The following is a 24393-nucleotide window of genomic DNA, read 5'->3' on the forward strand; positions in this document are numbered from 1 at the left end:
ATCGTCATGAAGCATCATCACGTCCGCATTCCTTCGGAGGAACAATGCTTCGCAGTCATGAACTTGAACGGGATCGGAGCATGAATCGTTAATCCGGAAACCCGGAAAAACGTCACAGATACAGACTTCGTGTCGGTGTTCCGGAAAACGAATGCGCTAGGGTTTTGGAACGTGATGAGCGCATGAAGAACTGCATTGAAAAACTACTTGAATTTTCCGGATCAGAAGAACCTCATGAAAAAAGATGAACGCGCACCTGCGATGTGCGAAACAGGTATCGCGCGGCGAGATTTCCTGCGCCAGTCGTTCGCGATGGCGTTGCCGGTGGCACTGGCTGGCGCCGCCTGGCCGGTCATGTCCACCGCGGCGGCAACCAACGCAACCACTTCCAGCTATACGCTTCCGTCCCGCAAGCGCGGCAGCACGGTACTGAACGTGCGCGACTACGGTGCCGCCGGCGACGGCGTCAACGACGATACGGCTGCCTTCCAGGCAGCCATCAACGCGCTGCCGTCGGCGGGCGGAACGGTCGAGGTTCCGGCTGGTACCTACAAGATCGATGCGGTCGTCAGCGTGCGCCTGCGCAGCAACATGCACCTGAAGCTGTCGCAGAGCGCCAAGCTGGTGGCCAAGCCCAACAGCGCAGAGCGGTACAACGTGCTGTACGTGAACAAGGTGCGCGAGGTCGAGATTTCCGGCGGCCAGATCGTCGGCGAACGCGACGGGCACAACGGCAGCACTGGCGAGTGGGGCCACGGCATCTACGTTCGTGGATCGAGCAACGTCACGGTGCGCGACATCCATGTCTCCAAGTGCTGGGGAGATGGCCTGGTCATCGCCGGTGCATCCGTCTGGCAGGCGCCTGCGATTCCCTCGTCCAATGTGTTCGTCGCCAACATCGTCAGCACCGGCAGTCGCCGCCAGGGCCTGTCGATCGGTTACGTGCGCGATGTGAAGGTCTACGACTCCGAGTTCAGCAACAGTTCCGGTGCCACGCCCCAATGCGGCATCGACATCGAGCCGGAAAACGGCAACACCGCCTACAAGGTGCTGTTCGAGAACTGCCTGGTGCGCGGCAACGCGCGGTACGGCATGCTGCTTTACAAAGGCTCCCAGGGCGTGACCGTGCGCAAGTGCATCGTCGAGGACAACGGCAGTTGCGGCATCGTCACCGTCAATGCCGTGGCGACCTACATCGTCCAGAGCACGGTGCGCAACAACTCGGCGACAGGCATCTTCATCCAGGATGGAACCCGCAACTGCCAGGTCAGCCAGAACACCTCCTACGGCAACTACAGCCGCCTGGGTCCCGTGTCGCGGACGCCTTTCGAACAGACGGGCTGGAGCAAGCGCATCGAACGGGACATCCTGATCCAGGGCGATGTTTCCGACATCAGGATCACGACCAACTACTACCGTTGATCCCTGCTGAAGCCGCCCCGCCGGGGCGGCTTTTTTGTTGGCAAGGCTTGCCTGCGTCCGTCACGTTGGAATCAGCAAGCGGCGATTATCGTCGCCCGTTCCCGTTCCGATGAGGGCGCGTGACGCGTGCTGTTTCGACTCTCCGGGCTGCTGCCGTTCGCCGCGTGTAGGCGACATTCCCGTGCCGACGCGTATGTTCCGCGGCGAACCGCGGTAATGGTGCACGGCGACAGGTGCTTGCGTTGCGTCGTGCCCGGATGCGGTCCCGCGTGATGCGGTCATGAGCATGCCGGGGTGGCGTCGCGCAGCGATGACCGTTTCGATGCTGGGCGCAGCCACCGCCGCCGGCGCGGTGATGGTATTCCTGACCCAGGCACTGCTCGCGCGGCAGATGGGGCCTGCCGCTTATGGCCTGTTCGCATCGTCGCTGGCCACGGTCACGATGATCGCGCCGTTGGCCGGCTTCGGGCTGACCCAGTTCCGGCTGAAGGTCTATGGCGTCGAGGGATGGCAGGCGCACCGCTGGCTGAAACCGTCAATGAAGTTCACCCTGGTCACCACGCTGCTGGCGCTGGCGATCGTTGTCGCATGGGCGCTGATCGGGGCACCACAGGACGGCACGCGCTTCAGCCTGCTGGCGCTCACGCCAGTGATCCTCGGCATCCTGGCGGTGAACCTGGTCAGCAACAAACTGCGCCTGGAAGACCGCTATGGACGCATGGCACTGACCCAGATGCTGATGCCCGGCAGCCGCCTGCTGGTGGCGATCGCCCTGCTGATGGTGCCGCGCCTCACCGACGAATTCGTCGCGCTCAGTTATGGCGCCATCGCGTTGCTGCTGGCGTTGGCGGCGATACCGCAGGTAGGGGCGATGTTCAGCGGCGATATAGCGCTGAAAGGCCATGGACCGCGAACCGGATCGACCGATCTGGTCGCAGCGGAAATTCCCGGCATGGCCGCGGTCTGGTCGCAGGCGTGGGCGTATGGCGTATACGCGGCGCTGTACCCGGTCTTCTTCCAGATCAGCACGATCCTGCTCAAGTACCTCCAGGGCGACAGCCAGGCCGGCATGTATGCGGTCGCGCTGGCGGTGATGACGGCGATCTATCTCATCCCCGCCACGATCTACCAGAAATTCCTGCTCGGAAAACTGCATCGATGGGCCGCGCACGACAAGCCGAAGTTCTGGATGGTCTATCGCAGGGGCAACATCGCCATGTTCCTGCTGGGCCTGCCGATCAGCATGGCGCTGGTGCTGCTGGGTCCATGGCTGGTGCCGCTGATATTCGGCGAACAGTTCCGTGGCGTGGTACCGATCCTGATGGTGCTGGCACTTTGTCCTCCGATCCGTTTCCTGTCCACGGCGATGGGCTCGGCGCTGCTGACCGAGGACCATATGCGCTTTCGCGTCTACGCGATGGCGCTGGCCACGCTGGCGGCGATTGCTGGCAACGTGCTGCTGATTCCAGCGCACCATGAACTGGGCGCGGCCTGGGCCACCGTGATCGCGGAAACGGTATTGCTGCTGGGTACCTACTTCGGCGTGCGCCGTTTCACCAGGATTCAACGTGCAAATGCCGATAGTGACCGTCATTGAAAGCGCGTGGTCCACTGCATTTGCCGTGCGACGACGTGATGAACGAAACGCATGCGCCGCCGCATTCGGCGAAACCCGTCTCCACGGTGAACGGCGCCCGGCAAGAAGATCCAGCCCATGATCGCAGTCCTCGACCACCGCACCACGGCCTATCCCTCCACCTCCGCATCCGCGGGCGCCCCGCTCAGGCGCACGGTGGTGCTGGCGATATTCGCCGCGTGGACGCTGTTTTCCGTGTACGTCTACAGCCGCTACAGCCAGCTTGGCGATGCCCAGGCCTACCTCACCGGCGAGTACGGCGAATATGCGCAGGGCCGGACCTTGCTGATCACCCGCGTCGCCAGTGGCCTGCGGGCAATGCTCGGTGCCGACCTGCTGGTGCACCTGGCCTTCTCGATGTTCGCCGCCAGCGGCGTCTGCTACCTGATCGCACAGGGCGACATCCGCGGCCGCTACCGTTGGCCGCTGCTGGCGATCCTGCTCAATCCCAATTTCGGCGTATGGGCGTCGGTGACCGGACGCGAGTCCATTTTCGTGGGCCTGCTCGCCTATTTCATGGGTGCGGTGCTGGGCCATCATCGCCGGCATCGCATTGCGCACGTGCTGATCGCGCCGTTGTGCGTGGCCGGCATGATCTACATCCGCGCGCCGTTCGGCATCGGCATCGCGCTGTTCTACCTGGTGTACCTGCTGTATGCGTGGGGGCCACGGCTGCGGTTGAGCATCGGTGTGCAGGCGGTATTCTTCCTGGCGCTGGCGACGTTGGCACTGGCGTTCGCCTGGCCGTACATCGACGGCTACATCAGCAACGAGATCCTGCCGCTTGCGCAGAGCTATTTCACCGTCGCCTCGACCACCACCCGCACCTGGGTCGACCTGCACACGGCTGGCGACCTGCTGGCCGGCCTGTGGTGGATATTGCCGTTGTCGCTGATCGGCCCGACGCCTGCGGAAGTGCTCGCGCGGCCGGTGATGCTGCCATTCCTGCTGGCGGGGCTGGTGGTGTTCGGCCTGTTGCTGCATTCGATATACGTGGCCATGTTCAAGGCGCCGCGTGGCCCCACCCGAGGAATCCTGCTGCTGGGATGGCTGCCGGCAATGCTGGTGATCCTGGTGTCGTACGCGCCGTTCGGCATCTACAACCCGGGCAGCGGCATACGCTATGCATCGTGTTTCCTGCTGTTCGTGATTTTTCCCGCGCTGCTGGTGCGCGCTGCCGCGCACGCCGGAACAACTACGCGGGATACCGGCGACGGTTCCATTTCGCGGACAACGATGCGCGCATCATGATGCCGGCTTTATCTTGTTGAACCGCGCACAACATGACTGCGACGCCAAGCGCATCCACGACTTTCCTGCCGACTGTGGCCGCTAGAATCGAGTTGTTTCCATAGTCGGCTCGGGAATGAAGATCGCCTTCTTCGCAAATACCGATTGGTATCTGTACAACTTCAGGCTGTCGACCGCATTGCGGCTGCGAGCGCTCGGCGCCGAGGTCATGATGCTGTCTCCGCCCGGGGATTTCGGTGCGCGCTTCGCCGATCATGGCATCGCCTGGCGGACGTTGCCCATGGACCGCAGCAGCCTGGATCCGCTGCGCGAGACGCTGCTTCTGCGCGCCCTGGTGCGATTGCTGACCACCGAGCGCCCCGACCTGCTGCACAACTTCACGGTGAAATGCGCGGTGTACGGTGCACTGGCCGCGCGCATGGCCAAGGTGCCGGCGGTGGTCAACGCCGTGGCCGGCATGGGTTACGTGTTCACCAGCCAGCGCATGAAAGCGCGCGCGCTGCGGCCGGTGGTCAGCGACCTGATGCGGCGCACGCTTGGGCACGGCAATTCGCGCGTCATCCTGCAGAACCCGGACGATGTCGGCACGTTCACCGCGCTGCGCCTGTCGCCACCGGACAAGATCCGGCTGATCCGCAGTTCAGGCGTCGATACCGAACGTTTTTCTCCGGCGCCGCGCGATGCGCAGGCGCGACGCCCGTTGCGGGTGCTGCTCGCGGCACGACTGCTGTGGGAAAAGGGGATAGGCGAGTTCGCCGAGGCGGCCTCGCTGATGCGCCAGCAAGGCCGTGACATTGAATTCCTGCTCGCGGGCATGCCTGATCCCGGCAACCCGCGTTCAGTGCCGCGCGCCGATGTCGAGCGCTGGCAGCAGCAGGGCATGCTGACCTGGCTGGGCCATGTCGAGGACATGTCCACGCTGATGCGCCAGGTCGATGTGATGGCGCTGCCCAGCTACTACCGCGAAGGCGTGCCGAAAAGCCTGATCGAAGGTGCGGCCAGCGGATTGGCGCTGGTCACCACCGATCTGCCGGGCTGTCGCGAAGTGGTGAGCGAAGATGGCGTCGACGGCCTGCATGTCGCGCCGCGCAGTGCGGAATCTTTGGCCGCCGCGCTGGCGCGCCTGGACGACGATCGTCCGTTGCTGCAGCGGCTGGCGAGCCGTGCGCGCGATCGCGCATTGCAGCACTTCGATCATCGCAATGTCATCCGGGAAACGATCGACGTCTACAACGAACTGCTGCGCATGCCGCTGCACAATGGCGAACTCGTCGGAGCGTCCCGATGAGGAACGCACGCCACCATCGCTCCCGCGCACGCCTGGCGCGTCGATAGCCGAAGCACACGCCGATGCTGCCGTCGATCCAGGACCTCGTCGTCTCGCTGACCTATCCGCCAACCCTGTCGGCCTGGCTGCTGGCCTGCGCGGGCGCATGCCTGCTGCTGCGCCTGCGCGCGGCTGCGGCCACGATCGCGGCCGTCGCGCTGGCGTGGTCGCTGACCTGGTCGATTCCGCAGGCTTCGGACTGGTTGCGCGGCCGCCTGGAATCGCGTTATCCGGTCGTGGCCGAGGCGACGCTGCCGCAGACCGATGCGATCGTCGTCCTCGGCGGCGGGCACTATGGCTGGGTCGAGCGTCCGGGCATCCGCATCGAGCAACTTGAAAACAGCCGGATCGCGGCGGGCGCGCGCGCCTGGCTGAGCGGACGCGCGCCGATCGTCATTCTTTCCGGCGGCGGCGCACCCGGCGACAGCGAAGCGAGCACGATGGCCACTGCGATCGCCAGACTGGGTGTGCCGCGATCGGCGCTGATCCTGGAAGAACGCAGCCGCGATACGCGCGACAACGCTTTGTTCACCGCCGCGCTTGCCGAACGTCGCGGCATGCGCCGCGTGCTGCTGGTCACTTCGTCGCTGCACATGCCGCGCGCAAGCCTGTTGTTTCGTCAGGCCGGCGTCGACATCGTGCCGGTGCCGGTGCCCGAACGCGCTACGCGCGCTGAATGGCACGATCGCTGGCTGCCATCGTTCGGCGCGCTATGGCGCAGCGGTCGCGCCTGGAAGGAATACGCAGGACTGCTGGCGGCGCATTTACGGAAATGAACACGCGAAGCACTGTTGATTTCGATGAACGTTCGCAGACCGATGCGCGCATTCCTCACGTTGTTGATGCAGTCGGCGCACTAGTCTGCGTACGCGGAACAAAGGCAGTGACGCGCAGTCGCGCTTGCAACGCAGTTGTCTGCGAAGCGCACCGATACGGCGCAAATCACCGCAAGGAGGTGCGGGAGTCGACGCCGAAACAGCGGATGCGGTCCGCGAGCATGAGGACGGCCACATTGAACACATTGATCCGGATTTGCGCGGTAGCCATTGTGATCATCATCAGCGGGTGCGCGGGCCAGCAGATGAACATGCGCTCGGCCGCGAGCAGCGAGCAGGTGCAGGAGGGCGGCGTCGCGATGGTGCCGATCACGGCGCAACTGGTCGCCGGGGAACGTCCCCTGCAGAGCCTGCCGCCGGAATTGGCCAGCTATCAGCCCCAGGTCTATCGCATCCACCCGGGCGACACGATCCTGGTCACGGTGTGGGATCACCCGGAACTGACCACGCCTGCCGGCAATCAGCAGCAGGCCGTGACCAACGGTCGCATGGTGCAGCCGGACGGCAGTTTCTTCTATCCGTATGCCGGCAAGTTCAAGGCCGCCGGCATGACCATCGAGGAACTGCGCAGCACGCTGTCGAGCAAGCTCGCGCAGTACCTGCGCGAACCCAAGGTCGACGTCAACGTGGTCGGCTACGGCAGCCGCGTGGCGCTGCAGGGTGCGTTCGAGGACACGACGCCGCAGGAAGTCACCACCGTGCCGCTGACGCTGGCGCAGGCGATCGGCAAGGCGCGCATCGATGCCGAGCAGGCGGACCTGTCCGGACTGGTGCTCACCCGCGACAACCGCAACTACAAGCTTGACCTGGATGCCTTGAATCGCAATGGCGACGTCGCACCGGACATCTACCTGAAGCCTGGCGACCATATCTTCCTGCCGTTCAACGATCGCAAGGAGGTCTATGTGATCGGCGAGGTGCTGCGCCCGCAGGCGATCAATTTCAAGACCACCGACATGTCGCTGACGCAGGCGCTCGGTCGCACCGGCGGCCTGAATCCGGTCACGTCAAAAGGCAGCGCGGTCTACGTGATCCGCGGCATCGACGAGATGAAGCGCACGCCGGCGACGGTGTACCACCTCGATGCGAAGTCGCCGGTTGCGTTCACGCTGGCGGATCGTTTCTCGCTGCAGCCCGGCGACGTGGTTTGGGTCGGGCCGGCCGGCGTCACGCGCTGGAACCGCTTCCTGTCGCAGCTGTTGCCGCTGTCCGGGCTGATCAGCAACGCGGCGGCGGCCGAGTACAACATCGGTCGTCCGGACTGAGCATTGCTGGCAGCCACGTACGGACGCGACGCAGCGGTCGCAGCCTTTGAGATGAGCACGCGGCACGGTGCGCTCCCGACCTGATGGAGCGCACCGATGCCCGCCTTCACCGCCACTTCCGCACAACGCCCGTCGCATGCCGTCGATCCGCGCCTGGAGCAGGCGCTGCGGCAGACCGTGCTGATCGGGGTCGTCGCGGTGCTGCTGCTGCCGGCCGCGCGCGGCCACAATGCCTGGTTGGGCTGGATGCCCCTGTGGCTGCTAGGCATGCCACTGACCGCCTGGTGGGCCTTGCACCGGTTCCGTCTGCCGCGTCGGACGCTGCCGCCGGCGATCCGTGCGCGCCGCCGTCGCCCCCGCGTGCAAGCCAGGCGCAGGACGCTGCCGGGCCGTCCAGGGCGGTTGCCGCAGGCCGCCTGAGCCCGCGCATCCCGGCATGACGGCGTCACTTCCGGCACGGCAGGCGCGCCGCGAGGCTGTGCTAGCGTTGCCGGCCAACGTGACCGTTCCGGAGTAGCCGATGTCGTTGTTCACCCACGCCTGCCTGGTGGCCGGGCTCGCCGCCGCCGGTGGCGCCGTTGCCGCCGACACGCCCACGTCCGATGACCCCTACGCCTGGCTGGAAGGCGTCACCGACACCAGGGCGCTGGACTGGGTCAAGGCCGAGAACGCCAAGACCGAGGCCGAGCTGGCGGCCACGCCGGAGTTCAGGAAGCTCGAAGGCGAGATCCGCGCCATCCTCGACTCCGACGCCAAGATCCCGGGCGTGGAAAAGATCGGCGACTACTACTACAACTTCTGGAAGGACGCGCAGCACGAGCGCGGCCTGTGGCGCCGCACCACGCTGGAGGAATACCGCAAGCCGCAACCGCGCTGGGAAACGGTGATCGACGTCGACGCGCTGAACGAGGCCGAAGGCGAGAACTGGGTCTGGCACGGCGCCGACTGCCTGAAGCCGGCCTATGAACGCTGCCTTGTGGCGCTGTCGCGTGGAGGTGCCGACGCCGACGTGACCCGCGAGTTCGACCTCGCGAGCAAGCAGTGGGTCAAGGACGGCTTCTTCCGCAAGGAGGCCAAGGGCGCGCTGGGCTGGATCGATCAGGACACCGTCTACGTGTTCACCGATTTCGGTCCCGGCACGATGACCAGTTCCGGCTACCCGCGCGTGGTCAAGGAATGGAAGCGCGGCACGCCGCTGGAATCGGCGACGCTGGTCTATGAAGGCAAGCCGGACGACATGTACATCGCCGCGATGCGCGACCACACGCCGGGCTTCGAGCGCGATTTCGTCAGCCGCACGCTGGCGTTCTACAACGACGAACTGTACCTGCGCGGCGATGGCGGCGGGCTGGACAAGATCGACGCGCCGAATTCGGCCAACAAGTCGGTGCACCGCGAATGGCTGACGCTGGAACTGCGCGAGCCGTGGACGGTCGGCGGCAGGACCTATGCCGCCGGCTCGCTGCTGGCAGCAAAGTTCGACGACTTCATGGCCGGCAAGCGCGAATTCGACGTGCTGTTCGAGCCGACCGACAAGACCTCGCTGCAGAGCTACACCTGGACCAGGTCGCATGTGGTGCTGAACGTGCTGGACGACGTCAAGAACCGGCTCAGCGTGCTGACCCCCGGTGCGGAAGGCTGGAAGAAAAGCGAGTTCACCGGCGCGCCGTCGTTCGGCACGCTGGCGGTGGCCGCGGTCGATGCCGATGAAAGCGACGCCGTCTGGCTGACTGCGACCGACTACCTGACCCCGACCACGCTGTCGCTGGTCGAAGTCGGGCAGGTGCCGGAGACGCTGAAGACGATGCCGACGTTCTTCGACAGTTCGAAGCACGTGATCGAGCAGCATTTCGCCACCAGCAACGACGGCACGCGGGTGCCGTACTTCATCGTCCACCGCAAGGACATGAAGCTCGACGGCAGCAATCCCACGCTGCTGTACGGCTACGGCGGCTTCGAGATCTCGCTGACGCCCGGTTATTCCGGTGGCATCGGCAAGGGCTGGCTGGAGAAAGGCGGCGTGTACGTCGTCGCCAACATCCGCGGCGGCGGCGAGTACGGCCCGCGCTGGCATCAGGCCGCGCTCAAGGCCAATCGCCACAGGGCCTACGAGGACTTCGCCGCGGTCGCGCAGGACCTGGTCGCGCGTGGCATCACCTCGGTCAAGCGCCTCGGCATCCAGGGCGGTAGCAACGGCGGGCTGCTGGTGGGCAACATGCTCACCCAGTATCCGGAGTTGTTCGGCGCGATCGTGGTGCAGGTGCCTCTGCTGGACATGAAGCGTTACAGCCACCTGCTGGCCGGCGCGTCGTGGATGGCCGAGTACGGCGACCCGGACAAGCCCGAGGAATGGGCCTTCATCAAGACCTTCTCGCCGTACCACCTGTTCGATGCCGGCAAGGACTATCCGCCGACGATCTTCATGACCTCCACCCGCGACGACCGCGTCCATCCGGGCCATGCCCGCAAGATGATGGCCAAGATGCAGGCGGCCGGAAAGGACGTGCGCTATTACGAGAACATCGAAGGCGGCCACGGCGGTGCGGCCAACAACGCACAGAAGGCGCACATGGACGCGTTGGCCTATACCTTCCTGTGGAACGAGTTGAGCAAATAGGATCTTCCACCGTCATCCCGGCGCAAGCCGGGATCCAGGCTTGATGTCGTCGATCGTGCATGGCACCGGATCCCGGCTTGCGCCGGGGTGGCGACGAAAAAGCAGCGTTGCATTCCGTCCACCAGGACCCCATCCATGAAGCCGACCCTTCTCCTCTTCGCAAGCCTGACGCTGATGACCCTCAACACCAACGCCGCCGATCTTCCCGCACCGCCCGACGCGGCGAAGAAGCCTTACGAGGTCAAGGCGCCGTTCGGCGCGACCCGCAGCGACGAGTACTACTGGCTGCGCGACGACAAGCGCAAGAACCCGGAGATGCTCGCCTATCTCAACGCCGAGAACGCCTACGTCGACGCCTACATGGCGCCGCTCAAGCCGCTGCAGGACAAGCTGTACGAGGAGATCGTGGCGCGCATCAAGCAGGACGATGCCTCGGTGCCATACCGTGAACGCGGCTACTGGTACTACAGCCGCTTCGAGACCGGACAGGACTATCCGGTGCATGCGCGGCGCAAGGACGGGTCGGGCGTAGACGTGGCATCGATCCTGAAGGCTAACGAGGCCGGTGACTTCGCCGGCGAGGAGGTCCTGCTCGACGTCAACGCGCTGGCCAAGGGTCATGACTACTACAGCGTCGCCAATTACGAGGTGACCCAGGACAATGGCGTGCTGGCCTATGCCAACGACACCAATGGCCGCCGCCAGTACACGATCCATTTCAGGAACCTCGCCACCGGCGAGACGTACCCGGAACAGATCAAGGGCGTCTCCGGCGATCTGGTCTGGGCCGATGACAACAAGACCCTGCTGTACCTGGAGAACGACCCGGAAACCCTGCTCGGCAAGCGGGTCAAGGCGCACGTGCTCGGCACCCCGGTGGCGTCGGACAGGCTGCTGTACGAGGAACCGGACGACAGCTACTACGTCGGCATCGCACGCAGCCGCGACGACAAATACATCATGATCCACTCCGGCAGTACGGTTTCGGCCGAAGTGCGCTACGCGCCAGCGGCCGATCCGGTCGACTTCAAGGTGCTGGCGCCGCGCGAACGCGACGATGAGTACGACGCCGACCATCACGATGGGCGCTGGGTGATCCGCACCAACTCCGGCGGCGCCACCAACTTCCGCATCGTCACGGCGCCCAGCGGCTCGACCTCGCGCGGGGACTGGAAGGACTGGGTTGCACACCGCGATGACGTGTTCATCGAGGGTTTCGAACTGTTCGACGGCTACACCGCCATCGGCGAGCGTTCGCAGGGCCTGGAGCGCGTGCGCGTCCTCAAGGACGACGGCAGCGAGGAATACGTCAAGGCGGACGAGCCCGCGTATTCGATGGGTCTGGACGTCAATGCCGAGCCGGACACCGACTGGCTGCGCTACAGCTACACCTCGATGACCACGCCGCCGACCACCTACGAGCTCAACACCAAAACCGGCGAGCGCCGCCAGCTCAAGCAGCAGCCGGTGCTCGGCTACGACCCGTCGAAGTACGCGACCGAGCGCGTCTGGGCAACCGCGCGTGACGGCACGAAAATCCCGGTGTCGCTGGTCTACAAGAAAGGCTTCGAGAAGAACGGCCAGGCCGCGATGCTGCAGTACGCCTACGGCAGCTACGGCAATTCGATGGACCCGGGCTTCAGCCTGACCAATGTCAGCCTGCTCGACCGCGGCATGGTCTATGCGCTGGCCCACATCCGCGGCGGCCAGGAAATGGGCCGCAAGTGGTACGACGACGGCAAGCTGTTCAACAAGAAGAACACCTTCACCGACTTCATCGACGTCACCGATTTCCTGGTCAAGGAGGGCTATGCGGCGAAGGACCGCGTCGCCGCCTATGGCGGCAGCGCCGGCGGCCTGCTGATGGGTGCGATCTCCAACATGGCGCCGGACCGGTACCGCGTGATCCTGTCGCAGGTACCGTTCGTCGACGTGGTCACCACCATGCTCGATCCGACCATTCCGCTGACCACCAACGAATACGACGAGTGGGGCAATCCGGAACAGAAGGAGTACTACGACTACATGCTGTCGTACTCGCCCTACGACAACCTGAAGGCGCAGGCCTATCCGGCGATGTTCGTCGGCACCGGTCTGTGGGATTCGCAGGTGCAGTACTGGGAACCGGCCAAATACGTGGCGCGGATGCGCGACCTCGATACTGGCAAGGAGCCGGTGCTGTTCCGCACCAACATGGATGCCGGCCATGGCGGCAAGTCGGGACGCTTCCGCAAATACCGTGAGTTGTCGGAGATGTACGCGTTCCTGCTCGACCAGCTTGGCGTGGAAGGCAAGGCGACAGCTGCGAACTGAGGTTCGCGGCCGCGCACCACACACACTTCTTCGTCATCCCGGGCGCAGCGAGAGACCTGCTGTCGTACACGATCGTACGAAGCAGGCCCTCTGTGCTTATGGGTAACGCACCGACGATGACGACCGCCGACGATGGCATCATGGCGACATGATCCCGCGTGTCCGCTTCCGCTGGGCCTGGTGGCTGCTCGCTTACGTCAGCCTGGGTCTAGGTTTCATCGGCATCTTCGTGCCAGGCCTGCCGACCGTGCCGTTCGTGCTGCTGTCGGCGTTCGCCGCGGCGCGCGGTTCGCAACGCCTGCATGCGCGGCTGCTGGCGCACGCGCGGTTCGGCCCGATGATCCGCGACTGGCAGGCGCATGGCGCGGTCAGTCGTCGGGCGAAGACGCTGGCGCTGACGATGATGGCGATCTGCGCGGTGATCATGTTCCTGACCGCACCGAGGGTCTGGATGGCCGCGACCGGCACCGCGATCATGGCGGTCGTGGCGACGTGGCTGTGGCTGCGACCGGAGCCGCCGACCGACGCGCGACGTTGAAGGCGCGCATTCCACCCCCCACGCGTGGCGGCTACACTGCGCCCATGAACCTACGACTTCTCGCCGTGTCGATCGCGCTGTCATCGCTGGCCCTGGCCGGCTGCGGCAACAAGGGCCCACTGGTGCAGGCGCCGCCGGAGCCGGTCGAAGAGGAAGCGCCGGCCATCGAACAGGCGCCGCAGACCGAAGACCAGACCGAATCCAAGGACCTGGTCGATCCGGCAGCGACGCCGGAATCGGCCGAAACCGCGCCGCCAGAGGCTGCGCCGGTCGAGGCCGCACCGGAGCAGGTGCCGCCCGCCAGCGATGGTGGCGGTTGAGCGCATGAGCGACGTCGCGCGTGCACCGGCTGCCGGGCTGCGCTTCTCCAAGATGCACGGCGCCGGCAACGATTTCGTCGTGCTCGACCTGCGTGGCGGCCTCGCGCCGCCGTCGGCGCAGTTGTGCCGCGCGCTCGCCGACCGCCATGCTGGCGCCGGTTGCGACCAGATCCTGACGATCGAACGGCCGCGCAGCGCGCAGGCCGTCGCCAGCTATCGCATCTGGAATTCCGACGGCTCGTCCTCGCAGCAGTGCGGCAACGGCGCGCGTTGCGTGGCAGCATGGCTGGTGCGCGACGGCGCCGCCGCCACGACCCGCTTCGATCTCGACAGCCCGGCCGGCACGCATGCGGTCGAGGCGCTGGGCGGCGGCCGGTTCCGCATCGCCATGGGTGTGCCGGATTTCGCGCCGCAGGCAGTACCCCTGTCGGGCTTCGACGTCGCGCAGGATGAATACGCGATCGATGTCGGAGGCTTGCCGATACGTTTCGGCGCGGTATCGATGGGCAATCCGCACGTCGTGCTGGAAGTGCCCGATGCCGCCACCGCGGCGGTGGCCACGCTCGGCCCGGCCCTGCAGCGCGACGGCGTGCTGCCGCAGTCGGGCAACATCGGCTTCGCCGAGGTCGTTTCGCGCGACCGCATCCGTCTGCGCGTGTTCGAACGCGGCGTCGGCGAGACGCAGGCCTGCGGCAGCGGCGCCTGCGCGGCGGCGGCGGTGCTGATGCGGCGTGGCCGCATCGATCGCGATGTCGTCGTTGCGCTGCCCGGCGGCGAGTTGCGGATCGCCTGGCCCGACGACAGGGCGCAGATCATCATGGCCGGCCCGGCCGCATTCGTGTACGAGGGAGAGTGGCAGTCATGACCGAAAACAGCGAACGACTCGGTGCGCACGAGGTTGCCGTGTGGCTGCGTCGCCATCCCACCTTCCTGCAGCAGTTTCCGGACCTGGCATTGAGCCTCGTCGTGCCGCGCGAGGACGGCCCGGCTGCGTCGCTGGCGAGCTACCAGCTGGACGTGCTGCGCGACAAGAACCGTGAACTGAACCGTCGCCTGCATGAGCTGTACGGCAATGCGCAGGACAACGAGCGCCTGGCCGTGCGCACCCAGCAACTGACGCTGGCGATGATGCGCCAGGACAACGCTGCCGACACGCTGCGCGCAATGGCCGCTTCGCTGGCCGAGGATTTCAACGGCGACCTGGTGCGGATCGTGCTGTTCGAGCCGGTGGATGGTGTTGATGATGTCGATTGGCTGCAGGTGATCGCGCGCGACGACGCGCAACTGGCATCGTTCCGCGACTGCCTGGACGACGGCGAACCGCTGTGTGGTCGCCTGCAACCGGAAAAGCACGCGGTGCTGTACGGCGTGCGCGCGCCGGAGGTGCAGTCCACCGCGCTGATACCGATGCCGGGCATCGGCCTGCTGGCTGTAGGCAGCCATGAGCCGAATCGCTTCTATCCCGGCATGGGCACGCTGTTCCTGCGGATGATGGGTGAGGCGCTGGCAACCGGACTGGCGAGGTATGCGCGCTAGGCGCAGCCTGCTTCCAACCCGTCTTCCCAGCGAAAGCTGGGACCCATTTTTCTGTTGTGTCTTGCAATGAAGTACAAGGTCAAGATGGATCCTGGCGTTTGCCAGGATGACGGTGAAAAAAAGCAGGTCGCTGCCGTCGAAGATTTCCTCGCCCACCTGCAAGTCGAGCGCCGAATGTCGGCGCATACGCTCGATGCCTATCGCCGCGACCTGCAGGCGCTGTCGGGCTGGGCGCAGGCGCAAGGCATCGATGACATGGCCGCGGTGTCGCCCGACCAGCTGCGCGCCTTCATTGCCGCCGAGCACCGCCGTGGCCTGTCGCCGAAAAGCCTGCAGCGCCGGTTGTCCGCCTGCCGCAGCTATTACCAGTGGCTGCTCAGGCATGGGCGCATTTCTGCCAGCCCGGCGGCCGGCATCCGCGCGCCGAAAGCGTCGCGCAAGCTGCCGCAGGTGCTCGATGCGGACGAGGCCAAAGTGCTGGTCGAAGTGCCTACCGACGTGCCGCTCGGTATGCGCGACCGCGCACTGCTGGAACTGTTTTATTCGTCCGGACTGCGCCTGAGCGAGCTGTGCGGATTGCGCTGGCGAGATCTGGATCTCAAGGACGGCTTGGTCACCGTGCTCGGCAAGGGCAGCAAGCAGCGCAGCGTGCCGGTCGGTTCGCATGCGCGCGCGGCGCTCGAGGCGTGGCGCCATGAAACCGGTGCAGCCAGCGATGCGCCGGTCTTCCCCGGACGCCACGGTGCGCCGATTTCGCAACGCGCGGTGCAGATCCGCATCAAGCATCTGGCGCAACGCCAAGGCCTGTTCAAGCACGTGCATCCGCACATGCTGCGCCACAGTTTCGCCAGCCACGTGCTGGAATCGTCCGGCGACCTGCGCGGCGTGCAGGAACTGCTCGGCCATGCCGACATCGCCACGACGCAGATCTACACACACCTTGATTTCCAGCATCTGGCGAAGGTCTACGATGCGGCGCATCCGCGCGCGCGGCGCAAGCGCTAGCAACTCCGCCGCTTCATGCTTTAAAGCCGTCATCCCCGCGAAGGCGGGGATCCAGTGACTTTGCTCTCCCGGGGAGCGGGGCTTGCTTCGTGGTTCCTTTCCGCAAGAACAAAGCTTCCGCCGCTACGCGTGCGGGTCACTTTCTTTTGCTGACCCAAAAGAAAGTAACCAAAGAAAAGGGTCTTCCCCGATCAGAGCTCACGTTGCGGTGGATAGTCCTCGCAGATTTTCCGACTCGACATCCTGGCTCGGTCGGAAAACGGCGGCCATCCATGGCCGCCGCCCTCCGGGTCTATGGGGCGGCTCGGATTGCAGGTAGTTCGTGCCAACAGCCAACAGCCAACAGCTACAAAACTGCGGCCGGAATCCCCTTGCGTCGCTGCGCATCCATCCCCATCCATGGAATTCGACCCACGGAGGCCCGCATGGACCCCAGCCAGAATCCCAACGTCTTTCACGCCACCACCATCGTTTCGGTGCGCCGCAATGGGCGGGTTGCCGTTGCCGGTGATGGCCAGGTCACGCTCGGGCATACGGTGATGAAGGCCAATGCGCGCAAGGTGCGCAGGCTCGGTAAGGACGGCCAGGTGTTGGCCGGTTTCGCCGGTGCCGCAGCCGATGCGTTCACGCTGTTCGAGCTGTTCGAATCTAAGCTGGAGAAGCACGGCCAGTTGCAGCGTGCAGCGGTCGAACTGGCCAAGGATTGGCGCACCGAGCGCCGCCTCGGCAAGCTCGAAGCCCTGCTGGCCGTCGCCGACAAGGAAACCTCGTTGATCGTCAGCGGCACCGGCGATGTGATCGAGCCGGAGGATGGCCTGGTCGCGATCGGTTCCGGCGGCCCCTATGCCCTGTCCGCGGCGCGTGCGCTGCTGGCGCACACCGAACTGGATGCCAGGCAGGTCGCAGTCGAGGCGTTGAACATCGCCGGCGACATCTGCATCTACACCAACCGCAACGTGGTGGTCGAAGAGCTGTGATTGGTGATTCGTAACTGGTGATTCGCACAGCAAATCCCGGCCACCCACGCGTCAGCTTCGATCTTCCCTACGCTCCAACAACGAATCACGAATCACAAATGACCAATCACGGATCTTCTTCGACCATGACCCCGCGCGAGATCGTGCAGGAACTCGACCGCCACATCGTCGGTCAGCAGGCCGCCAAGCGCGCGGTCGCGATCGCATTGCGCAACCGCTGGCGCCGCATGCAGCTCGACGGTGAGCTGCGCAACGAGGTGATGCCGAAAAACATCCTGATGATCGGCCCGACCGGTGTCGGCAAGACCGAAATCGCGCGGCGCCTGGCGACGCTGGCCAACGCGCCGTTCGTCAAGGTCGAGGCGACGCGCTTCACCGAGGTCGGCTACGTCGGCAAGGATGTCGAGCAGATCATCCGCGACCTGGCCGACACAGCCGTCAAGCTGTATCGCGAGCAGGCCAAGGCGCGGGTACGCACGCAGGCCGAGGAGCGTGCCGAGGATCGCATCCTCGACGCGCTGCTGCCGCGGCGGCAAGTGCCGGCCAGCGGTTTCGGCTTCGGCGCCAGTTCCACCGTCGACATCGGCGCCGAGCCGTCCGCGCAGGGCAACGACAGCGATACCCGCCTCAAGCTGCGTCGTCAGCTGCGCGCCGGCCAACTCGACGACCGCGAGATCGACATCGAGACCGCGGTCAACGTCGGCGTCGACATCATGGCACCGCCGGGCATGGAGGAGATGGGCCAGCAGCTGCGGCAGATGTTCTCGCAGGTCGCCGGCAACAAGACCCACAAGAAGACGCTGAGCATCAAGGCCGCGCGTCCGCTGCTGATCGAGGAAGAGGCCGGCAAGCTGGTCAACGAGGACGAAGTGCGCGAAGCCGCGATCGAGGCCTGCGAGCAACATGGCATCGTGTTCATCGACGAGATCGACAAGGTCGCCAAGCGCAGCGAAGGCTACGGCGCCGATGTCAGCCGCGAAGGCGTGCAGCGCGACCTGCTGCCGCTGGTGGAAGGCTCCACCGTCAGCACCAAGTACGGCGCGGTCAAGACCGACCACATCCTGTTCATCGCCAGCGGCGCGTTCCACCTGGCGAAGCCGTCGGACCTGATCCCGGAAATGCAGGGCCGCTTCCCGATCCGCGTCGAACTGGGTGCGCTCGGCAAGGACGAATTCGTGCGCATCCTCACCGAACCCAAGGCAGCGCTGACGCGGCAGTACGTGGAACTGCTCAAGACCGAAGGCGTGTCGCTGACGTTCGCGCCGGACGCGATCGAGCGCCTCGCCGAGATCGCCGCGCAGGTCAACGAACGCCAGGAGAACATCGGCGCACGCCGTCTGCACACAGTGCTGGAACGCCTGCTCGATACGCTCAGCTACGAAGCACCTGACCGTGACGGCGCGCAAGTCACCATCGACCGCGCCTATGTCGATGCGCATCTGGGCGAGCTGGTGCAGGATCCGGATCTGAGTCGGTACATTCTCTGATCGTAACCGGCCCTCCGGCGAGCCTCTGCCATAGGGCCATCCCGGATGCGCTGCGCTTACACGGGCTACGGGCTCTGTCTCCGTCATCCCTCGCTACGCTCGGGATGACAGGCAAACTCATTGTTTGGACTAATCGTCTGCAATGACAGCCAGCAGCTGATCGCGCACACCGCGTCCCTGGTCGTCGACCTTGCGGGCCATGAGGTAAAGCCCCTTGCCGTTGCTGCGGTTCGCCCAGAGCTCGCCGACCATCCGCTTCTCTTGTTCCTGCTCGGCCGTGAAGCGGTCCCCGCCCTTGTATTCGACCACGAGCAAGCGACCATCCTTCAATCGGACCACGAAGTCAGGATAGGTCCGCTGCCTGGATGTGGGCAACCAGAACTGTGAGGCATGGACCAGGTTACGCACCCAGAAGTCGACCTCATCCAGCAGGTCGATGGCCTGCGCGCACAGGAATTCCTCGGCGAGCTTCCCCGACGGGGTCTTCCACGCCAGATCGCCAGGCACCGGGTAGTAGTGCTTGCGGAAGCGCATGGTGTCGGCGCGGAAATAGGAATGCGCCGGGTATAGCGCCATGTCGGCCGGATACGTGAACGCGTGGTCGGAGCCGTCGCTGGTGACGAGCTCCAGGCCGTCCTGGAACAGGGCTTGCTGGAAGCCTTCCCTGTAAGCCTGCTCCTTGGTGAGCTGCAACTGCTCGGCCAGCTTGCGACGCAGGATGAACTGCCCCTTGAGCAACTGGGCCAGCGAGAAGCCGCGATCATCAAGCAGGCTGCGCACCGCACGCCGTAACCACTCGCGCAGCACCGGCTGCTTGACCGAAGGCTCGTGGACCTCGTGATCGAGCCAGCCGATGAGGTCCGCCTCGGTGCGATCCTGGGCGAACCCGGGCAAATAGGTGGCGACGTCGTCCTTGACCTGGTGGTAACCCATTTTTTGCCCATCGAGGTCTACCTCGAAGGTCATGCTGTCGTCGTTGAAGCGGAAGCTCGCCAAGTTGGGCGGACTGGCCAGCAGGTCCCAGGAGAAGCTGGCCGACACTGCGCCGCGATCGACGAGTTCCAGTTCCGCCTGCTCCATCATGCATAGCCGGGGCACCCGGAGCACGGCACCGCGTTCGCTGGGCGCCTTGGCGGCGGCGGTGAGCACCTGGTGGCGCTCTACCTGCGCCGTGACTTCGTCGCGCTCCCTGGCTGGCACGGCGGCCACGATGGCTTCCACGGTGGACGCATCGATGTCATCGGTAATTTCGACGGTGCCGCCCTTGCCCTCCGCGTTCGCAGTGAAGACGACCCTTTGTTTGTCCCGCTCGGGTATGTCGTCCAGCTTCGGTGCCTTGTGCACGGGTATGCGCGTGGTCGGCAGCACCACTGGCTTCAGTTCGCCGCCCTGGAGGGGTAACACCGGCGCGTCCGGCATGTCCTTGCGGATGGCCGCCGCAGCTTCCATCGGGTTGAAACCGATGTTGATCAGCGATTGGGTCAGTTCGCCCGCGGCCTTGCCGAAATCGTCGGTAACGACATGGGCGTACGCCTTGTTCATCGCCTCCTGCCGACGGCGGACGGCGTAAGGCATGCGCAGCACGCGGCCGAGCAATTGCTGGATGTCCTTGTCGCTCTTGACCTGGGCCACCGAGCAGAACACGTAGGCGAAGGAACAGTCCCAGCCTTCCTTGAGCGCCTGCTTGGTGATGATCACTTCGATGGGACAGTCCTTGGCGAACAAGTCCACGCCGTCGATCTCGCGTTGGTCTCCGGTGGCGATGGCGATGGCCTCGGCCTTGACGCCATCGGTTTCCATCAGATGACGCTTGACCTCTTCGACGGTGGCCACGCCGCGCGAGCTTTCCGCCTGGATCAGGAGGATCGGCCGGATGTATTCCGGCTCGTCCAAGGCGATCTTCGCCAGCGACTTGCGACGTGCCACTGCACTGCCCACCGCAGAATGCCAATCGTCTTTGTGTTCCTTCAGCACCACCGGGAACTTGATCATGTTCTCGGCCTTGAGCTCAAAGGCCGACACGCTGACCAGCACGTTGGAACTGGCGACATCGGGTGTCGCGGTGAGCTCCACGACCACGCGTGGTCCCAGCCGCTCGTAGACCGTGTAGGACAGCGGTGTGGTCGCATTGTGCGCCTCGTCCATGATCACCAGCGAACCATGCAGCTTCAGCAGGTTGGCGAACGAGGCCAGCGCCTTGCCGTCCGCGCCTTTCTCCAGGTAGTCCAACTGCCTGGTGCTGCCGGCGAAGTGCGGTTCCAAATCTTCGTGGTACTCGTAGACCTTGCGACCGTCCTGGTTCTCCACGCGCAATGCGGCAACGGTGGCGATGACGATGCAAACCTTCGTGCCGATATCGGCCGGCCGGATCTGGGCGAAGTCGGCTACGTCGAACACGGCCACCTGTCCGTCGAACGCATCGTCCAGTTCCTGACGGTAGGGATGTCGCGGATCGCGGAAAGCCTCCAGTGTCTGGGTCTTGATCTGGGTGGTCGGCACCATCCACATCACCAGAGGGAACTCGCGATCGAGCAGGGCGCGACCGGCCGCCTGGATGATGTGAGCGCCCATCACGGTCTTGCCGCCGCCGGTGGGGATGCGCAGGCAGACGTAAGGCACGCCCGGCAGGCCGGGCATGGGCTTGTATTGGTCAAGCAGACCTTTATCTACGGTAGCCGCAAACGCATCGGCCGGACCGGCCAGGCGCGTCGCGTCGAAGAAACGCTCCAGGCTGTCGAGCGCGCGACGCTGATAGAGCTTGAGCGCGAGTGCCATGGTCAGCGCGCCTTGATGTCGTAAGGGGTCTGCCGGAAGGTGATGTCGAGCTCGCGCAGCTGCTCTTCCGGCAGAGTGCAGGCCTCGCCGTAGATCACCTTCGGTCCGTCGAACTTCGGCAGCGAGCGCAGCACGCGGCGGGTAAGCAGATTGCCGCCCGACTTACTGTCGTCGCCGAGGATGCCGTTGAACAGCAGGTAGTAGCCGATGCCGCCGTGCTCGCCGAGGAAGGCTTCCTTTTTGGTACGGGTGGAGCGGGCCGTGCCGGTTTCGGCGAACCAGACGTGGGCGGCCAAGTGTTCGAAGCGGATGCCCTCGCGGATGTGGCCGTTCTCGTCGAACACGGGCACGCCGAGCTTGTAGAAGCGGAAGCCGCCGCCGCCGTTCCACCCGACCGCTTCGGAAATCCCGCCCTGTTCGCCCTCTACAACCTTCACCAAGCGCGGTTGGCAATGGGTGCGGGCATGTTCGCCCATCTCGATACCGATCCAGCGGCGTCCCATCTTGTGGGCCACGGCAGAGGTAGTGCCGGATCCTAGAAAGCTGTCGAGGACTAGATCGCCGAATTGCGTGGCAGCTTCAAGGACACGTTGGATCAATCGCTCGGGCTTTGGTGTGGCGAAGATTTCTACGCCTGGTAGAGCCGAAGCTAGTTCACCGCTTGCTTCGCGTGTGGTTCCTACTTCGTTTCCGAACCAGATGCTTTCCGCGACGCGTCCTTCTTGGTCTGACAGATAGATTTTTCTCAGGACGCGTGTGTCATCGTCGAGAAATACGATTTCTCTGGACGCAACTTTCTCCAGAAATAATTCTTTTGACCAGCGCCAGCCTTTGGCCGGTGCTTCAATGGTTTTTCCAGAAGGAGTCTCAATGTTGTAGCGAAGATTTTCACGAAAATTTGGGCTGCGTACATCGCCAGGCCGCCACGGGCCGCGCGGATCGTTATCCTGGTTGCGGTAATTGACGTTGTGATCATTTGTCCGAGGTAATTTTTTTAGCTCGAATGCTTCAGATTTCCGATAGAGAAAAAGGTGATTGTGATGAAGGGAAATCTTCTTGGCGTCGTTTTTACCTTGAACACTGTGCTGCCAAATTATGTTGCCTAGCAGATTCTTGCGGCCGAAGATTTCGTCAGAGATAACCTTGAAGTAGTGCGCTTCGTTGTCGTCCAGCGTCACCCAAATCGAACCGTCTTCCGACAACAGCTCGCGTAGCAATTCCAGCCGCGGATACATCATCGACAACCACTGCGAGTGCTCGAGGTTGTCGTCGTAATGCTCGAACGCACTGCGCGTGTTGTAGGGCGGATCAATGAAGATGCATTTCACCTGCCCCGCGTAGTAAGGCAGCAAGGCCTTGAGCGCATCGAGGTTATCGCCCTCGATCAGCATATTCGGAGAATCGGGGTCTCCATGGGACAGGCTGGCGACTGGCTCCAGCAGGCGATACGGCGTCCGCGCCGCGCGGGTGAGGTCCGCGTCGCGGTTGAACCAGGACAGCAGGGGCATCTAGACGATCCCCTGCTCGCGCGCCAGATGCCAATTCCCGGCGCCACGCAAGGCGCGCCCCGTCGCCCGGCAATCGGCCGCAGCAGGGCGAGGCAGTGCGTCCGGTGCGGACAGGGGCATTTAACGGATTGGGTTCGTTGCTAACTTGATAAGTTAATCACAATAAACACGAAACGTTAATACAGTGCTGCCGGCCTCCGTAATTTCCGGGGCCATGAACGACGAGCGCCAAGAGTTTTCGCAGCGGTTGGCCGAAGCCATGGAAAGGGCCGGTTACGAGCCGCGTCCGGGCGTGCTGCACAAGGTGTTCAACAGCCGCTACAACGGGGTGTCGGTGACGCAGATGACCACGTCACGCTGGCTGAAGGGCAAGGCGATCCCGGAGCAGGACAAGCTGCAGGTGTTGGCCGACCTGTTCGGCGTAGAACCGCAGGTGCTGCGCTTCGGCAAGGCGCGAAAGGGCGGTCGCATCGCCGAGGCGCAGGCGGCATGGCCCACTGGCGTGGGTGCCCGCGAACGTCAGATCATCGACGCGTTCCTGGCGCTGCCGCCGAAGCGGCGCGAACTGGTGGGGGAGCTCGTCTCGGCGCTGGTGGAGGCTACCAAGTAACGCGAACGCGCACCCTCAGCAGCTAAGTCGCTGGATCCCCGCCTTCGCGGGCGATGACGGCTTGAAACAACGCCGTGGAACATTGCAGCGAGCGGCATCCGGGTGCGCTGCGCATACCCGGATACGCGTCTTGGATCCGGGGCCGATCAGAGCGCGATTGTCGGGCCGCGCTTGCTGGCGCAGCGCCAGGCTTCCAGCAGATAGGGTTCGACCGCGCGCAGTTCCGCGGCGTTATGGAGCTTGACGACCTGCTGCACGCGGCCGCGTTCGTCCTGCACGGTCTTGAAGAACATCGGGTCGTCGATGACGCGTTCGAGCTGCAATGCCAGGCGCAGCGCATCCTTCATGAGTACCACGTCGGCGAAGATGCGGGTGGTGCGGAACAGGGCGTAGCGATCCTTGGCGACGATTTCGATCTCGCCCTGGCTGCCGGCCATGCGCTCCAGTTCTTCGTACAGGGCGACCAAGGCAGCAGGCTTGCCTGCCAGCATCGCGGTTCGGTCGCCGGTGCCGCAGCTGTGCCGGGTGTTGGCGCGGTTGAATACTCGTCCGCAGTCGGGGCAGGTCCAGGCAGGCATGGCGGTTCCGCTGGCGCTATGCGTTGAAATATACCGGCTGTTAAGCCGTGCAGATATTCAACGCACCAGGTGCAGCGCCAGCCATGGCGCCAGCAGGAAGACCCAGATCGCCAGCTTCAGGCCCGCCATCGCGGCGTAGTGGACCAGATCGAAGCGTTCGTCCGACAGCCGGAACCAGCGGTTGTGCCAGCGATGCATCCAGTTCCGGCACGACAGCCAAAGGCAGAACCAGACGAGCAGCAGGGCATAGCTCATCAGGGCGGCCCAGCCGAATGCGGCGCGGATCGTTTCCAGGTCCATGGCGTTCTCCTCGCGATACTGCGGACGATCTCCCCGCAGGCTATGGCAAGGTGGATGGTGCCAGGATGAAGCTCCGTCGAAGAGGCCCATGC

At 64.5% G+C, this 24393-nt stretch carries 22 protein-coding genes; 17 read left to right on the forward strand and 5 right to left on the reverse strand.

Features of this window, described 5'->3' with window-relative positions; all coding sequences use genetic code 11:
- Nucleotides 1-234 precede the first annotated feature (234 nt).
- The 5 genes from IP90_RS11660 (at nucleotide 235) to IP90_RS11680 (ending at nucleotide 6412) form a co-directional block, all read left to right on the forward strand.
- Entirely contained in the window at nucleotides 235-1422 is a 1188-nt protein-coding gene (locus IP90_RS11660; protein ID WP_144899816.1) for a right-handed parallel beta-helix repeat-containing protein, read from the forward strand.
- A 280-nt stretch (nucleotides 1423-1702) separates the two neighbouring features.
- A complete protein-coding gene (locus IP90_RS11665) occupies nucleotides 1703-3019 on the forward strand; it encodes an oligosaccharide flippase family protein (RefSeq protein WP_144899817.1) in 1317 nt (438 codons plus the stop codon).
- A 117-nt stretch (nucleotides 3020-3136) separates the two neighbouring features.
- Nucleotides 3137-4309, forward strand: coding sequence for a hypothetical protein (locus IP90_RS11670; RefSeq protein WP_144899818.1), 1173 nt, complete (start codon nucleotides 3137-3139; stop codon nucleotides 4307-4309).
- A 115-nt stretch (nucleotides 4310-4424) separates the two neighbouring features.
- Complete coding sequence (locus tag IP90_RS11675; RefSeq protein WP_144899819.1) at nucleotides 4425-5597, forward strand: glycosyltransferase family 4 protein; 1173 nt, start codon at nucleotides 4425-4427, stop codon at nucleotides 5595-5597.
- A 62-nt stretch (nucleotides 5598-5659) separates the two neighbouring features.
- A complete protein-coding gene (locus IP90_RS11680) occupies nucleotides 5660-6412 on the forward strand; it encodes a YdcF family protein (protein ID WP_144899820.1) in 753 nt (250 codons plus the stop codon).
- A 166-nt stretch (nucleotides 6413-6578) separates the two neighbouring features.
- On the opposite strand, the gene IP90_RS16765 is transcribed toward IP90_RS11680, so the two are convergent.
- The gene (locus IP90_RS16765; protein WP_199753471.1) at nucleotides 6579-6785 is read right to left on the reverse strand and encodes a hypothetical protein; all 207 of its coding nucleotides are present in this window, start codon (nucleotides 6783-6785) and stop codon (nucleotides 6579-6581) included.
- On the opposite strand from IP90_RS16765, the gene IP90_RS11685 reads away from it, so the two are divergent.
- From IP90_RS11685 to hslU, 11 genes are all read left to right on the forward strand, one after another.
- On the forward strand, nucleotides 6772-7737 hold the full coding sequence (locus tag IP90_RS11685) for a polysaccharide biosynthesis/export family protein (protein WP_242007577.1): 966 nt from the start codon (nucleotides 6772-6774) through the stop codon (nucleotides 7735-7737). The genes IP90_RS16765 and IP90_RS11685 overlap by 14 nt on opposite strands.
- A 96-nt stretch (nucleotides 7738-7833) precedes the next feature.
- Nucleotides 7834-8157: a hypothetical protein gene (locus IP90_RS11690; protein WP_144899822.1), complete on the forward strand. Its 324-nt coding sequence runs from the start codon at nucleotides 7834-7836 to the stop codon at nucleotides 8155-8157.
- A 100-nt stretch (nucleotides 8158-8257) separates the two neighbouring features.
- Nucleotides 8258-10354 carry a prolyl oligopeptidase family serine peptidase gene (locus IP90_RS11695; protein ID WP_144899823.1) on the forward strand — a complete coding sequence of 699 codons (2097 nt, stop codon included), beginning with the start codon at nucleotides 8258-8260 and terminating at the stop codon, nucleotides 10352-10354.
- Nucleotides 10355-10489: 135 nt separating this feature from the next.
- On the forward strand, nucleotides 10490-12667 hold the full coding sequence (locus IP90_RS11700; RefSeq protein WP_144899824.1) for a S9 family peptidase: 2178 nt from the start codon (nucleotides 10490-10492) through the stop codon (nucleotides 12665-12667).
- 148 nt (nucleotides 12668-12815) lie between these two features.
- Nucleotides 12816-13205 (forward strand): YbaN family protein, encoded by a 390-nt coding sequence (locus IP90_RS11705; protein WP_144899825.1) that lies wholly within the window; start codon nucleotides 12816-12818, stop codon nucleotides 13203-13205.
- Between the two features lie 44 nt (nucleotides 13206-13249).
- Nucleotides 13250-13525 carry an LPS translocon maturation chaperone LptM gene (gene lptM / locus IP90_RS11710; protein WP_144899826.1) on the forward strand — a complete coding sequence of 92 codons (276 nt, stop codon included), beginning with the start codon at nucleotides 13250-13252 and terminating at the stop codon, nucleotides 13523-13525.
- Nucleotides 13526-13529: 4 nt separating this feature from the next.
- A complete protein-coding gene (gene dapF, locus IP90_RS11715) occupies nucleotides 13530-14390 on the forward strand; it encodes a diaminopimelate epimerase (RefSeq protein WP_144899827.1) in 861 nt (286 codons plus the stop codon).
- Complete coding sequence (locus IP90_RS11720; RefSeq protein WP_144899828.1) at nucleotides 14387-15061, forward strand: DUF484 family protein; 675 nt, start codon at nucleotides 14387-14389, stop codon at nucleotides 15059-15061. Before dapF ends, IP90_RS11720 begins: the two co-directional genes overlap by 4 nt.
- 84 nt (nucleotides 15062-15145) lie before the next feature.
- Nucleotides 15146-16066 carry a tyrosine recombinase XerC gene (gene xerC, locus IP90_RS11725; protein WP_242007586.1) on the forward strand — a complete coding sequence of 307 codons (921 nt, stop codon included), beginning with the start codon at nucleotides 15146-15148 and terminating at the stop codon, nucleotides 16064-16066.
- Nucleotides 16067-16491: 425 nt separating this feature from the next.
- A complete protein-coding gene (gene hslV, locus IP90_RS11730) occupies nucleotides 16492-17043 on the forward strand; it encodes an ATP-dependent protease subunit HslV (protein WP_144899830.1) in 552 nt (183 codons plus the stop codon).
- A gap of 125 nt (nucleotides 17044-17168) precedes the next feature.
- On the forward strand, nucleotides 17169-18530 hold the full coding sequence (gene hslU / locus IP90_RS11735; RefSeq protein WP_199753462.1) for an ATP-dependent protease ATPase subunit HslU: 1362 nt from the start codon (nucleotides 17169-17171) through the stop codon (nucleotides 18528-18530).
- A gap of 129 nt (nucleotides 18531-18659) precedes the next feature.
- Here the strand turns inward: hslU and IP90_RS11740 are convergent, their stop codons facing one another.
- Entirely contained in the window at nucleotides 18660-21305 is a 2646-nt protein-coding gene (locus tag IP90_RS11740; protein ID WP_144899832.1) for a DEAD/DEAH box helicase, read from the reverse strand.
- A 2-nt stretch (nucleotides 21306-21307) separates the two neighbouring features.
- Nucleotides 21308-22813: a site-specific DNA-methyltransferase gene (locus IP90_RS11745; RefSeq protein ID WP_144899833.1), complete on the reverse strand. Its 1506-nt coding sequence runs from the start codon at nucleotides 22811-22813 to the stop codon at nucleotides 21308-21310.
- A gap of 214 nt (nucleotides 22814-23027) precedes the next feature.
- Between IP90_RS11745 and IP90_RS11750 the strand changes: the two genes are divergently transcribed.
- Complete coding sequence (locus IP90_RS11750) at nucleotides 23028-23423, forward strand: transcriptional regulator (RefSeq protein ID WP_144899834.1); 396 nt, start codon at nucleotides 23028-23030, stop codon at nucleotides 23421-23423.
- 146 nt (nucleotides 23424-23569) lie between these two features.
- On the opposite strand, the gene IP90_RS11755 is transcribed toward IP90_RS11750, so the two are convergent.
- Nucleotides 23570-24001: a DUF5655 domain-containing protein gene (locus IP90_RS11755; RefSeq protein WP_144899835.1), complete on the reverse strand. Its 432-nt coding sequence runs from the start codon at nucleotides 23999-24001 to the stop codon at nucleotides 23570-23572.
- A 57-nt stretch (nucleotides 24002-24058) separates the two neighbouring features.
- The gene (locus tag IP90_RS11760) at nucleotides 24059-24301 is read right to left on the reverse strand and encodes a DUF6868 family protein (protein ID WP_144899836.1); all 243 of its coding nucleotides are present in this window, start codon (nucleotides 24299-24301) and stop codon (nucleotides 24059-24061) included.
- Nucleotides 24302-24393: the final 92 nt, after the last annotated feature.

Origin of the sequence: Luteimonas cucumeris (assembly GCF_007830035.1) — a bacterium.
Lineage (GTDB): Bacteria > Pseudomonadota > Gammaproteobacteria > Xanthomonadales > Xanthomonadaceae > Luteimonas_C > Luteimonas_C cucumeris.